Annotated in this window: 7 protein-coding genes; 1 reads left to right on the plus strand and 6 read right to left on the minus strand. The window is 64.9% G+C overall.

Annotated elements, in window-relative coordinates:
• Window positions 1–30 precede the first annotated feature (30 nt).
• From EA187_RS08130 to EA187_RS20355, 6 genes are all read right to left on the minus strand, one after another.
• Complete coding sequence (locus tag EA187_RS08130; RefSeq protein ID WP_164856112.1) at window positions 31–1,644, minus strand: serine hydrolase domain-containing protein; 1,614 nt, start codon at window positions 1,642–1,644, stop codon at window positions 31–33.
• A gap of 215 nt (window positions 1,645–1,859) precedes the next feature.
• On the minus strand, window positions 1,860–3,764 hold the full coding sequence (locus EA187_RS08135) for a CBM96 family carbohydrate-binding protein (RefSeq protein WP_164856113.1): 1,905 nt from the start codon (window positions 3,762–3,764) through the stop codon (window positions 1,860–1,862).
• Between the two features lie 218 nt (window positions 3,765–3,982).
• Window positions 3,983–6,379 carry a DNRLRE domain-containing protein gene (locus EA187_RS08140; protein WP_127779928.1) on the minus strand — a complete coding sequence of 799 codons (2,397 nt, stop codon included), beginning with the start codon at window positions 6,377–6,379 and terminating at the stop codon, window positions 3,983–3,985.
• Between the two features lie 78 nt (window positions 6,380–6,457).
• Entirely contained in the window at window positions 6,458–8,737 is a 2,280-nt protein-coding gene (locus EA187_RS08145; RefSeq protein WP_164856114.1) for a DNRLRE domain-containing protein, read from the minus strand.
• A gap of 357 nt (window positions 8,738–9,094) precedes the next feature.
• Window positions 9,095–10,888, minus strand: a complete 1,794-nt coding sequence (locus tag EA187_RS08150; protein ID WP_127779930.1) for a DNRLRE domain-containing protein — start codon at window positions 10,886–10,888, stop codon at window positions 9,095–9,097.
• A 354-nt stretch (window positions 10,889–11,242) separates the two neighbouring features.
• Window positions 11,243–13,030 (minus strand): CBM96 family carbohydrate-binding protein, encoded by a 1,788-nt coding sequence (locus tag EA187_RS20355; protein ID WP_164856115.1) that lies wholly within the window; start codon window positions 13,028–13,030, stop codon window positions 11,243–11,245.
• 240 nt (window positions 13,031–13,270) lie between these two features.
• Here EA187_RS20355 and EA187_RS20360 point away from each other — a divergent pair, with 240 nt between their 5' ends.
• Window positions 13,271–14,119, plus strand: coding sequence for an ICP22 family protein (locus tag EA187_RS20360; RefSeq protein WP_164856116.1), 849 nt, complete (start codon window positions 13,271–13,273; stop codon window positions 14,117–14,119).
• Window positions 14,120–14,174 lie beyond the last annotated feature (55 nt).

Raw genomic sequence — 14,174 nt, forward strand, 5'->3', positions numbered from 1 at the left:
ACGTTCAGCGGGTTGATGGACGCATTCGAGTTACCCCACCACCCACACCACCAACCCCAGCGCCACCACCCCGTTGATCACCGTGATCGCCCTCCCCTTCAAGCCCTCTCGACCGAACCAGGGTGCGCGTACCACTGCGGGCAGCGTGCGCACAGCCAGCCCCGCTGTCAGCAGGAGCGCGGCGTACCAGATGGCGACGGGCAAGGACTGCCAGGCGCCGAGCTGGTGGGAGAGGATGAGCAGGAAGGTGGCCTCCAGGCCGGCGCTTAAGGCGTCGAGGCGCCCTGCCGGGTGCTGGCGGTTAAGGGAGGCGGTGAAGCGCTTGAGGAGGGAGGCTTCGCGCTCGACGCCGGGTTCGTCCTCGGGCTTGAGGGTGAGGCGGCGGTGGAGGCGATGCAGGGTATGGGGGGCAAGCCAGGGAAAGAGCAGGCCGACGAGCATGAAGAAGATGCTGGAGTCGAGCGGGGGCGGCTCGGGGGAGGGCTCGCGCAGCAGGTCCATGGCAAAGGCGGAGCCGTGAGAGGTGTCGGTGAGCAGCACCACGGCGCGGCCCGTCTCCGGCGCGATGGCAAGAAAGGCGTAGTAGCCGCCGGTGCGGCCGTTATGCCAGATGATCGTTTCGTTTTTTTCCATGACTTCCGTGACGTCAACGTCGGTGGAGTCATCGGATCGAAGGGTTCGAAAAAACCAGCCCAGGCCCACGTGGGGGTTGCCCTCGTCATCGAGGTGATGGGGCTTGAGGGAGAGCGCGAGCGGGGGGAAGTCTGCGGCCAGGGCGTTTCGGGCAAATGCCACAAGGTCGGGGAGCGTGGTGCGCAGGCCACCGGCGGGGTTGTAGGCGTCGAGGTGCCAGGGGTCGGCGCCGGTGTGGTTGGTGCGGTGGCCGGGCACGGTGTGGGTGTGTTCCGCTTCGAAATCACTGGCGGAGAGGCCCAGGGGTTCGAGCACGCGGGCGGCGATGCGGGCCTCATACGAGGCGTCGGGGCTGAGCGAGGGGTCGATGGTGCTCAGGTCGACGGTTTCGAGGAGGCGACCCAGGAGCGCGACGCCGAAGTTGGAGTAGGCGACCGAGCCGCGGGTCTTCAGGTCGGCGGCTTCCAGGGGGCAGAGCGCCTCAAAGAGCTCGTCGCGGGTGGAGCCCTGGTAGGGGTCGGAGGGTTGCAGAAAGGCGCGCCAGAGGCCGGGGCCTCCCGGAGCCAGCCGGGGCAGACCCGACGTATGCGTGGAGAGTTCTTGTAATGTGATGGCACCCACCTCCGGGGCCAGCTCGCAGCCCGGAGGCAAAAGCTCGACGATGGGCGTCTCCAGGGTGAGCTTTTCGCCAAGGACAGCGTCGGCCAGCAGGATGGAGGTAAACACCTTGGTGATGGAGCCGGCATCAAAGCGGGCGTCGGCGCTGCGCTGGTCGATGCCCACCTGCGCCTCTTCTTCGGAACCATCGGCGTTAAGGCGCCAGGCCACCGCGCCGCGGGTGTGGCCTTTATCGACGTAGGCGTTGAGGGCGCGTTGCAGGTCGTTGGCGCTTGACGCTGCGTCGGGGCTTTGAGCGCCGGCGGTCAACGGAGCGCCGGTGAGGCTCAGCGTGATCGTCGCCAGGAGGAGAAGGAGCACGCGGGCTTTGGGGACGATCGGGCAGGGGACCATGATCACGACCTCAACAACAACAACAACAACAACGACGGGAGGTGGCACGCGGCAAGTCGCAGAGGATACGGGGGGCTCGTATCGCACCCTGCCGGAGATGAAAAAACCCCGCGGGCCTTTGCCCTTCAGGCTATGGCACGCGGGGTTTTTCGACATATTCATACAGAAGGTCAAGCGAGGTCGACGGGACCATCGACCTCATCGAAGGTATTGCATCATTCGTAGATCACGCGGAGCACGGGCTGCTGGTAGGACGCGGCGCTTCGGTCAAAGAAACGGGCGGAGGCGTCGCCCTCGGCGGCGATGCGCAGGGTGATGAGGCCGCCGGCGGCAACGCTCTCGCGCACCGCTTCGGTGAGCTCGAAGGTCTCCACGCCAACGGTTTCGGGGGCCTCGGCCAGGCGCGCCGGATCGAGCATGAAGCGTCCCAGCTCGGTGTTTTGAGCGGCCGGGCGCGTATCCCAGGTGATGGCGGCTTCGTCCCAGGCGTCTTCGGTGCTGGTGTCGACGATGAACTCCGAGGGCTGGCCCTCGTCGCTCATCTCGTCGGTGGTCAGCTCCAGACGCGCGTTGGTGATGGTAGCGCCGGAGGGAATCTGCAGCTCGAAGCGCAGGAAGGCTTCGTTGCGGTCGCTATCGACGAGCAGGCCCTCACCCGGGGTGTAGGTCTGGGCGGGCTCCAGGCGGTTGACGCTGGCGCTGGCCACCGGAGCCGGACGGATGTGATCGCAGGTCAAAAAGCGCAGGTCGAGACGAGGCCGGAGCATCGGGTTGGACACCCCGCGGGAGTAAAAGACGACGGCGGGTCCATTGGAGATCGAGCTCAGGGAGACGCGACGACTCTCTCCCTGCGCCAGCTCGGGGGTGAGCATGTCGGCCATCTTGCGGCTGGGGTCGGAGAGGACCTGAGTGCCCCCACCTGCAGGGTCAATGCGGCTGGAGCTGAGTGCATCCGAAAGCTCATCGGGGCGAGTATTCCAGGTGACGTCATTGGCGCCATCCACCCCGGCGGTCCAGGCGTTGGAGACCCGTCGGGTGTCGAGGGTGGTGGGCAACCCGGGGTCGTGGTCCCAGAGCAGGGTGACCTGCTCCAGGGAGACGCGCCAGAGGTCATCGAGGTTGTAGTCACCGGGGTCAATGTCGAAGGAGTACAGGCTGTGCGTCTCACCCACGGCGTCGATGAGCAGGCCGGAGCCGTTAAAGTCCGTCGAGAAGCCTGCCGGGTTGACCAGGGTCCAGACGTTATCGTGAGGGGTGTCGGGCTCTTCGGCGCGGATCACCGCTTCCATGGAGGCGTCGATAACAAGCGACTCCTCGCAGACACCGATGAACCAGCAGCCGGGCTCGGCGCCGGGGTTGGGCACGCAGGCGTAGTCATACTCAAGACCACAGCCGCCGTTGTTGCTCTCGCAGGCGTCCAGCGCCTCACACGCCACGTCGCCGGGCGCCGTGTTGGTGCAGGTGTTGTAGTCCGGGTCGCCGCAGCCACCGTTATCTTCGTCGCAGGGGTTGATGCGGCCGCATGCGGCAACGAAGGGCTCGGGGTTGGTGCAGAAGAAGGTATCCGGGTCGCCGCAGCCGCCGTTATCTTCGTCACAGGGATTGACGGGCAGGCATTCGACCGCGGGGGCGCCCTCGATGGTGACGACGGTGCACCGGGATTCATCGGGATCGCCGCAGCCGCCGTTGTCGCTCTCGCAAAGATCGCTGCCTTCGGGCAGGCAGGTGAAGCCATCGCCCTCAAAGCCGGCATCGCAGACGCAGCTGGCGCCGCCCTCAGCGAGGGACTCACAGCGGGCGTTATCGCCGCATTCCGGGTCGCATTCGGCAGGAGCGCAGCCCGGGCCAAAGCCCTCATCGCAGTAGTCGGCGGCCACACAGAAACCATCTGCGCAGACGTCGCTGCCTTCGCACTCGCTGGTGGAGGCGCAGGTCGCCGCGCAGTGTTGCAGGTCGCTCAGGCAGAGGGTTGATTCGCAGCTCGCGTCGTCGGTGCAGGCTTCGCCGACACCGAGCAGGGGCTGCTCCTGGCCGTCATCATCGCCGCTGCAGGCCGAGGTACTCAGGGTCAGGGCCAGCGCTGAGGTCAGCAGGCCACGCCATCGCTTGTACGTACGCATGCGCATAACTCCTTGAAGGGGACGATGATCGCCCGGACATGCCGCAGCGGTGCTCAATCGATCGAAGGCGGCGGTGTAACGAGGAAGATGTCATTTAAACGGGACAACGCCGGTGCGCAAGTCATGGCCTCGCCGCCAGACAATCGGGCATGAAAAAACCCCGCTCGCCAGCATGGCGAGCGGGGTCTTTTGATCGGGCAGAACGCGCGAGGGTCGCTTTATTCGTAGACCACCGTCAGTCGAGGACGCAGCGCGGTGTTAAGGGCCTCGCTGCCATGGAAGGCGGTGTCTCCCTGGAGGGCGCTGACGCGCAGGTCCACGGTCTGACCGGCCTCGAAGCGCTCCAGGACGTGGGCAAAGAGCGCATCGCTCTCCATCTCCACCACCTCCAGGGAGCCGTTCGCCAGCGTGGCGGTGTCCAGGGGCACACCCGTGGACGCCGGGCGCGTGTTGTAGGTGACGACGCCGGGCTCCCAGGGCTCGGTGAGCGCGTCGAGCATCAGGTTGCTCTCTTCCCACACAGTTCGGGGGTGCAGCGTCAGGCGAACATCGACAATCTGCGCGTTGGCGGGCACGCCGCTGAAGTCAAAGCGCAGGTAGAACTCGTCGCCTCCCAGCGAATTGGCAAAGAGCTCCACCGACTCCTCAAAAACCCTGTCGGAAAAGAACGCGCTCACCATGGCGCTTTCTTGAGCCAGGTTGACCTGCTCCAAACACGCCTGAACCTGAAGCTCCAGGCGCGGGTGGTAGGCCTGTTCGGGATGCTCGCTGGAGAAAAACCTCGCGGTAGCGTCGAAGGAGCCCAACGCCAGGGTCAGCTCTCCCCGCTCTTTGCCCTCCTCCGCTACCATGTTGAGACGTGAACTCGAGAAGGCGGTTTCGACGACCTCCCCCGACGAGATCACGTCGAATAAGACGCTGTTCAAAAGGGGGTAATATGACAGCGATCGCGCGTCCAACCAGGTGATCGAGGCCAGGTCCAGTGGCGATTCGGTATAGGGGAGCTGCACGTCCACCACTCCCCCCTCACGTACGTTGTCGAAGGCGTAGAAGTAGAATGCTGCATCATGAATGGTGGCGTTGCTCGGGAGCGCGCTCAGATCAAATTGCAACAGGCTCATATGAATGCCGCGCTGCACAAAAGGATAGAGCCCCGAGCTAAAGTCGAAGACATAACCCGAGGGGTTGGCCGTGAGGAACTCACGGTTGAAGTTCTGATTGGGAACATCGTTGGTGACAAAGACATCGTGTAAGAGCGGTGCCTCATAATCGTACGTGCACGTTTCGATGGCCAGGCGACACAGGGGCAACTCGCCGGAGCGAAGCACGCACCGATGAAGGGCGGGATCGCCGCAGCCCCCGTTATCGTCGGCGCAGAGGTCGACGTCGGCACATTCGCCCACCCCGACCTCGGTGTTGGTGCAGGTGAAGAACTCCGGGGCGCCGCAGCCGCCGTTGTCGCTGAGGCAGGGGTTGATCGTGATGCACTCCGCAACAAGGTGGCCGCCCTCGGCGTCCTCGATGGCGTCGCATTGCACGAGGGCCGGGTCGCCGCAGCCGCCGTTGTCGGTGAGGCAGGGGTTGATCGCGCTGCACTCCGCGACGAGGTGGCCGCCCTCGGCGTCCTCAAGGGCGTCGCATTGGAAATACTCGGCCTGGCCGCAGCCACCGTTGTCGGTGAGGCAGGGGTCGATCGCGCTGCACTCGGCGACGAGGTGGCCGCCCTCGGCGTCCTCGATGGCGTCGCATTGGAAATACTCGGCCGCGCCGCAGCCCCCGTTGTCGCTGAGGCAGGGGTCGATCGCGCTGCACTCCGCCAGCAGACCGCCGCTCTCGATGTCTTCGATGGCGTCACACTGGAAATACTCCGGCACACCGCAGCCGCCGTTCTCGCTGAGGCAGGGGTCGATCACGCTGCACTCCGCGATGAGACGGCCGCTCTCAGCATCTTCCATCGCGTCACATTGGAAAAACTCGGCGTCGCCGCAGCCGCCGTTCTCGCTGAGGCAGGGGTCGATCGCGCTGCACTCCGCCTCACCCACGGCGGTGTGGGTGCAGGCAAAGAACGCTGCGTCGCCGCAGCCGCCGTTATCTTCCAGGCAGGGGTTGAGCGTCGTGCACTCCGCCACAAGTTCGCCGTCCTCGCCGCCCTCCATGGCGTCGCATTGCACGAGCTCCGGATCGCCGCAGCCGCCGTTCTCGCTGAGGCAGGGGTTCGTCTCGACGATGGTGCAGTCGAGGCCGTCGCCCTCAAAGCCGGGGTTGCAGGCGCAGGAGGGGCCGCCCTCGGCTTCCAGGTTGCAGGTGGCGTCGGCGTGGCAGCCGGGCTCGCAGGTGGTGGGGGCGCAGCCCGGGCCAAAGCCCTCATCGCAGTAGTCAGCGGGCAAGCAGTGGCCCTCGGTGCAGACGAGGTCGCCGTCGCAGGTGTCTTCGCAGGTGGCGGCGCAGACCTGCGTGTCGGCCAGACAGAGGCCAGAGTCGCAGTCCTCATCGGAGGTGCAGCCTGTGGGCTCCTGGTGATCATCGGGGGGGAGAGCATCGCCATCGGCGTTGCAGGCAGCAACAAGACCGACCATACAGAATACAAGGCCAACACGGCCCATCCATGAGAACATCGCGGGACTCCTGAAGTCGCGCGCCCCTGCCTGAGAGGCAGGGGCGCGCGGGCTTTTTGTGGGAAGGGGCGTTGCGTCTTACTCGTAGACGATCGTCAGGCGAGGAATCTGCAGGGTGCTCGAAGCCGCCCTGCCGCCAAAGACGGCGGAGCCCTGGAGGGCGCTGACGCGCAGGTCCACGGTCTCACCGGCCTCGTAGCGCTCCAGGACGTGGGCAAAGAACGCATCGCTCTCCCACGTCATCACTTCCTGGGAGCCGTCTGCCAGCGTGGCGCTGAGCAGGGGCACGCCGCTGGTGGCCGGGCGCGTGTTGTAGGTGAGGGTGTCGGGGTCCCAGGACTCGGTGACCGCGTCGACCATCACACTGGTTTCACCCTGCACGGAGTCGGTGGCCAGCTTCAGGCGGACATCGACAATGCGCGCGTCATCGGGCACCGCCCAGAAGTCAAAGCGCAGGTAGAGCTCGTCGCCCTCACTGGCATCGACCACGTGATAATCCGGCACGCTCATGACCGTGTCGGGCTGGCTCGCGCTTACCGAGACGTCTCTTCGAGGCGCGTTGCTCTGCTCAAGACACATCTGGACCTCAAGCTCCAGACGCGGGTGGTAGGCTTCTTCAGGATGCTCGCTGGAAAAGAACATCGTGGTGGCCGTCTGGGAGATCAACGCCAGTTTCAGCGCTCCCTGCTCGATGGCCCGTTGCGATGCGCCGGCGAGTGATAGCCTCTCGAAGATGTTTTCTAAGATCACCCCGTCCGTGAACCCGCTCACCGATGTGCGGCCCAGATTCTCGTAGCTCAGATACAACGCGTTCTGCCAGGTAAACGACCCCACATCACGCGTCGATGTGGGGACCTTTATCTCCAAAAACCCGGGGTCGCCCACGTTGCCAAAGACGTAGAGGTAGAGCGCTGCGTTATGAATGGTGGCGCCGGGCGAGAGCGAGCTCAGATCATACTGCAAAAAGCTCCGATGGGTGCTGCTCATGTCATGGGGATAAGGTTCAAAGTCAAGTTGAGCACTCGAGTCCCTGGGGTTGAGCGCCAGGAACTCAAGGTCAAAGGTCTCGTCTGGAAAGCTGCTTCTGACAAAGACATCGTGCGTAAGCGGTGGCTGATAGTCGAACGTGCACGACGCGAGAGCCAGGCGGCAGAGGGGCAGCTCACCGGCGCGAGGAATGCAGGCATAGAACGCGGGATCGCCGCAGCCCCCGTTGTCGTTGGCGCAGAAATCCATGTCGGCACATTCGCCCACCCCGACCTCGGTGTTGGTGCAGGTGAAAAAGGCCGGGTCGCCGCAGCCGCCGTTGTCGGTGAGGCAGGGATTGATCGTGGTGCACTCCGCGACGAGGTGGCCGCCCTCGGCGTCCTCGATGGCGTCGCATTGAACGAGAAGCGGGTCGCCGCAGCCGCCGTTGTCGGTGAGGCAGGGGTCGATCGCGCTGCACTCGGCGACGAGGTGGCCGCCCTCGGCGTCCTCAAGGGCGTCGCATTGGAAATACTCCGGCACACCGCAGCCGCCGTTCTCGCTGAGGCAGGGGTCGATCGCGCTGCACTCCGCCAGCAGACCGCCGCTCTCGATGTCTTCGATGGCGTCACACTGGAAATACTCCGGCACACCGCAGCCGCCGTTCTCGCTGAGGCAGGGGTCGATCACGCTGCACTCGGCGACGAGGTGTCCGCCCTCGGCGTCCTCAAGGGCGTCGCATTGGAAAAATTCGGCGGCGCCGCAGCCGCCGTTGTCGGTGAGGCAGGGGTCGATCGCGCTGCACTCCGCCTCACCCACGGCGGTGTTGGTGCAGGCGAAGAACGCCGCGTCGCCGCAGCCGCCGTTATCTTCCAGGCAGGGGTTGATCGTCGTGCACTCGGCCGCGAGTTCGCCGCCCTCGCCATCCTCGATGGCGTCGCATTGCACGAGCTCCGGATCGCCGCAGCCGCCGTTATCCTCCAGGCAGGGGTTGTCCTCGACGATGGTGCAGTCGAGGCCGTCGCCCTCAAAGCCGGGGTTGCAGGCGCAGGAGGGGCCGCCGGTGGCTTCCAGGTTGCAGGTGGCGTCGGCGTGGCAGCCGGGCTCGCAGGTGGTGGGGGCACAGCCCGGTCCAAAGCCCTCATCGCAGTAGTCAGCGGGCAGGCAGTGGCCCTCGGTGCAGACGAGGTCGCCCTGGCAGGTGTCTTCGCAGGTGGCGGCGCAGACCTGCGTGTCGGCCAGACAGAGACCGGAGTCGCAGTCCTCATCGGAGGTGCAGCTTGTGGGCTCCTGGTGATCGTCGGTGAGGGGAGCATCGCCATCGGCGTTGCAGGCAGCAACAAGACCGACCATACAGAACACAAGGCCAACACGGCCCATCCATGAGAACATCAAGGGACTCCTGAAGTCGTGCGCGACGAGCCTGGCGTGGGGGGCGCGGCCACCGCGCGATTGCGCCGTGAGCAGCTCCCATCGACATCCGCTCGCGGCGTCGTAGGGGAGAGTAGGGATGTACGGGTAGGAGAAAGGTTCGCACCTTCGAGGTACGCACTTCATGCCTTAGCTTCCCCTTCCCGCGCAAGGTCTCTTTCGAATTTTGTTGTTTTTTGTGAAGCGCACCTGCCTGCACGCCCCTCGCGGCGACTCGCAAGGGGTATCCCTTGCCCTGGCGAGGCCTGCTTGCGCGCACAAAAAAGCCCGCGGGCCACAGGGGCGCGCGGGCGTTGGCGTGTGAAGGGGCGTTGAGCCTTACTCGTAGATCACGGTGAGACGAGGACGCCACGCCGTCTGGGAGTGGTTGCGACCGGCGAAGGTGGCGGCGTCACCGGAGGCGGTGATGCGCAGGCTGATGGACTGCTCGGCCTCAATGTGCTCGACCACCGTCTCGAAGAGCTCCGTGGTGTCCAGGATGATGCGCTGAGCGAGGTCGCGGGTCTCGGAGGTGTCCACGGTGAAGGTGGCCAGCTCGGCGCCGGCGGCGGCGGGGCGACTGGAGTAGGTGACCGACGCTTCGTCCCAGACCTCGGTGGTGAGGTAGTCGAGGGTGAAGGTGGCGTCGCCGCCGAAGCTGGTGGCGTCGATGGCCACAAGCTCAAGTTGGGCTCCGACGATCTCCGAGCCGACGGGGATCTGCGACATATCAAAACGCACATAGAACTCACTGCGGTCGCGATCCGCCACCAGCCCATCGCCCTCGCCCAACGCGGTGTCGGGCTCGCTGCGACTCACCATGGCGTTGGCCTGAGCCCCAAACCCCTGCTGATCGCACGCGTTGGCGATCACGCTGAGCTTCGGCGCCTTTGCGCCTTCGTTATACCTGTTGGAGTAATAGAAGATCCCCACCTCCTCCGACTCCAGCATCAGCGAGAGGTAGCGCGCGCCGACGTTCACGCTCTCCAGCACACGCTGACTCAGCAGCTCTCCCTGCAAACGAAGCGTGTGATCACCGAGACCTGCGCCATCCAGGAACACAGGCATCCGACTGAGTTCATGAAAGAGCACCGGCGGCCGATTCGAATAGCGCAAATTCGCGCCGTACCACTCGTTGGCGACCTGGTGGACGGTGACGACGCCCGCGCCCTCAGACATGCTCGAAGGCATGACCTGCATATCCAGATGAATCGCCGTGACGTCGAGCTCCGAACTCCCGCGAAGCTCTGAAAGCGGCTGAAGCTCAAACATCAAATAGGTCTGGTGGAGATTCGCCGCCTGGTACCCTTCGTTCTCGGCATCAAAGCCGTGTGGCGCGGTCACCAGAAAGGGCCTCCCGACAAAGATACCGTCGACGTCATTCGAGCTCACAAAGGAGTCATAGACCAGCGACGCCTCGTAAGCCACGTCGCAGGAGGCGACAAAACGGCAGAGGGGCGGCGCACCGCTGCGAGGGACGCACGCGTAACGCTCCGGGTCGCCGCAGCCTCCGTTGGCATCGGCGCACACGTCCACATCGGCGCACTCCCTGTCTCCAACGCCGGTGTGGAGGCAGGTGAAGAACGCCGGGTCGCCGCAGCCTCCGTTGGCGGTGATGCAGGGGTTGATGAGCGTACACTGCGCCTCCCTCTCCCCGGAGTCGGCGTCTACGAGCGCATCGCATTGCACAAGCTCCGGATCGCCGCAGCCTCCGTTGTCGATGAGACAGGGGTTTTCGTCGATGAGGGTGCAGCTTGAACCGTCGCCATCAAAGCCCTGGTTGCAGACACATGTGGGGCCGCCTTCGGCCTGAAGGTCGCAGGTGGCGTCGGCGTGGCAGCCCGGCTCGCAGCTGGTGAGAGCGCAGCCCGGGCCAAAGCCCTCATCGCAGTAGTCTTGAGGCAGGCAGTGGCCCTCGGTGCAGACGAGGTCGCCCTCGCAGGAGTCTTCGCAGGTCGCAGCGCAGACCTTCAGGCCATTGAGGCAGAGCCCCGAGACGCAGGCATCGTCGGAGGTGCAGGCCTCGCCATCGGCAACAAATTGACTTCTGGGTGCAGTATCGTCGAGGTTGCATGCGGAGAGCGCGAGCAGGCAAAGAGCGGCAAGCCCGAGCCGGCGCAGAGGGGTGAACATAAGAGAAAGCTCCAGGAGATACGCCGTGCACACACAGGCTCTTTTGAGGTGAGACGGAAGGCCACATTTTGCGTCACCGTGAAACCGTCATCTATACAAGGATTAACAAGGGCGCAAGATGCCTGTGGGTCGCGCCATTCGGCAGCCGAGCCATAGGCTCGGCTGCGCTGCCAGAGCCAGCGGCGGATGACGCCGCTCCGCCCGGAATGCGCCAGTAAAGCGCACCTGCCTGCACGCCCCTCACAGCGACTCGCAAGGGGTATCCCTTGCCCTGGCGAGGCCTGCTTGCGCGCACAAAAAAGCCCGCGGGCCACAGGGGCGCGCGGGCGTTGGCGTGTGAAGGGGCGTTGAGCCTTACTCGTAGATCACGGTGAGACGAGGACGCCACGCCGTCTGGGAGTGGTTGCGACCGGCGAAGGTGGCGGCATCACCGGAAGCGGCGACGCGTAGGCTAATGGACTGCTCGGCCTCAAAGCGCTCGGCCACCGTCTCGAAGAGCTCCGTGGTGTCCAGGATGATGCGCTGAGCGTGGTCGCGGGTCTCGGAGGTGTCCACAGTGAAGGTGGCCAGCTCGGCGCCGGCGGCGGCGGGGCGGCTGGAGTAGGTGACCGACGCTTCGCCCCAGACCTCGGTGGTGAGGTAGTCGAGGGTGAAGGTGGCGTCGCCGCCAAAGCTGGTGGCGTCAATGGCCACAAGCTCAAGTTGGGCTCCGACGATCTCCGAGCCGACGGGGATCTGCGACATATCAAAACGCACATAGAACTCACTGCGGTCGCGATCCGCCACCAGCCCATCGCCCTCGCCCAACGCGGTGTCGGGCTCACGGTTGTTGACGGTGGCGTTGGCGTCGGGCAGCAGCACCGGCTGGTTGCACTCGCGCACCGTCAGGGTGAGCCGGGGGCGCTTCTCCGCCTCTTCATGCTCGCTGGAGTAATAGATCGTGGTGTAGTCGGAGCCATTGAGGTTGAGCGAGACCCGCTCCACGCCATCGGCGCGGCGCTCTTCAATCATGCTGGCGAGCTCGGCGCTCTCGGCGAAAACGGGGCGCTCCACGGGACTGTTGCCATTTTGCCATAGGAACCAGAAGCCCAGACGTTCGGCCAGAGTCTCCGGGGCGTTCTCCCAGTTGAGTTCGTCGGCGCGCCACTCGTTGCTCACCAGGTTGATGTAGGTGTCGCGATTGCCACCCCAGGCATGGCCATCGAACCCCACCATATTGAGGCGAGCACCAATGACGGGGAATCCATCGGGGAGTTCGCGTAGATCAAAGCTCAGGTAGCTCTCGTGGGGCTCGCGGGCAGTGTACTCGTACACGGCGCGGTACGTGCTAGATCGTTCTGGAGGGTTGACCACCAGAAAGGGCTTCTCGGCGAAGCTCGTTGAAGGCTCGGATAAGCTCGTGAAGGTGTCTTCGAGCAGGGGAACGACATGCTCGACATCGCAGGAGGCGACAAATTTGCAGAGAGGCGCCTGGCCGCTTACAGGAACGCACTCGTAGCGCTCCGGGTCGCCGCAGCCCCCGTTATCGGTGGCACAGAGGTCCACCTCGGAGCATACGCCCTCGCCGACCGCCGCGTTGGTGCACGCAAAGAACTCCGGGTCGCCGCAGCCGCCGTTGTCGGTGAGGCAGGGGTTGATGATGGTGCACTCGGCGACCAGCTCCCCGCTATCGTCATCCTCGACGGCGTCGCATTGCACCGTGCCCGGGTCGCCGCAGCCGCCGTTATCTTCCAGGCAGGGGTTTGTCTCGATGATGGTGCAGCTCACGCCGTCGCCTTCGAAGCCATCGTTGCAGACGCATGTGGGTCCGGCGGTGGCTTGAAGATCGCAGGTGGCGTCGGCGTGGCAGCCCGGCTCGCAGGTGGTGGGGGCGCAGCCCGGGCCAAAGCCCTCATCGCAGTAGTCAGCGGGCAGGCAGTGGCCATCTGAGCAGACGAGGTCGCCCTCGCAGGTGTCTTCGCAGGTAGCAGCGCAGACCTTCAGGCCCTTGAGGCAGAGCCCGGAGGCGCAGGCATCGTCGGAGGTGCAGGCCTCGCCATCGGCAGCGAGCTGATTCTCGGGAGCGACGTCGTCGAGGTTGCAGGCCGAGAGCGCAAGCAGGCAAAGGGAGGCGAGCCCGACGCGGCGCAGAGAGGTGAACATAAGAAAAGCTCCAGGTGGCTGCTCTGCCCATATCATGGTCATAAGCACATACGTGGATATTCGTGTTTGAACTGCGATCTGGTCTATCGAAAGGTCTCCCATCACGCAAGATGCCCTTTGTTTGCGCCGCCCGGCCGCAGTGCTATGGTCTGGGCAGCGCTGCCAACGTCCGCGGCTGATGACGCCGCCCTGCCCCGAATGACCCGCACGATGCGCTCAAGCCCCCTGTAGGAGTTGTCTGTGAGATCTTCTGTTTCCCTGATTGTTCTTTCGCTGCTGCTCGCGATGAGCCTTGTCGCCTGCACCACAGACGCCCCCGCGCCGGTGTGCAGCGGTGATGATGTCGATGCGAACTGCGTCATCGATACGGACGCTGGCGAGGATGCCGACTCTGGCGAGTCCCTGGATGCGGGCCATGACGCCACCGAGGAGCCCGATGTCACCGAGGAGCCCGATGTCACCGAGGAGCCCGATGTCACCGAGGAGCCCGACGTCACTGAGGAGCCCGACGTCACTGAGGAGCCCGATGTCACCGAGGAGCCCGACGTCGCTCCCGATCCGACGGCGGAGACGGTGACGATTTTGTTGGAGTGGACCGAATCTCAGCCCGAGGACGTGGTCTACTCCGATCTGGATCTCTACTACTGCAAAGATGGCGTGAACTCTCTGGAAGATGCCAGCTGCGTCTACTGGAAGTATGAGATTCAGGAGTGGGGACCGGGAGAAACGAATATCGCCGTACTCTGGAATGACGCCGATGACGCCGGGCAGGTCGAGGATATTGAACACGACTCGCCGGCGAACGGGCGCTACCACCTGGGGGTGCAGGCGTATTGGGACGATGGCACCGGCGTGGGCGTTGGCGAGATCAACGCAACGGTGAAGGTGCTCGTGGGAGGTGTGGAGGTGTACCGGAGCACGCAGGTCTTCGAGACCTCGGCGACGATGTGGTACGCGGCGGTGCTGGACTGGCCCGAGCTTCGCACAGGCGGCGGCGCGGGCATCAGCGAGGGGGCGGACTGTGTGGCCAGCGCGCAGAACAGCTGCGTGGGCGGCGGCCTCTACGATACGATGGTGTATCTCGACTAAACAGTTCGGCAGACGAAGCGATCAGGCGGCGGCCCCTCCCGAGCATCGGGGAGGG

Origin of the sequence: Lujinxingia sediminis, assembly GCF_004005565.1 — a bacterium.
In the GTDB taxonomy this organism is placed as follows: Bacteria; Myxococcota_A; Bradymonadia; order Bradymonadales; family Bradymonadaceae; genus Lujinxingia; species Lujinxingia sediminis.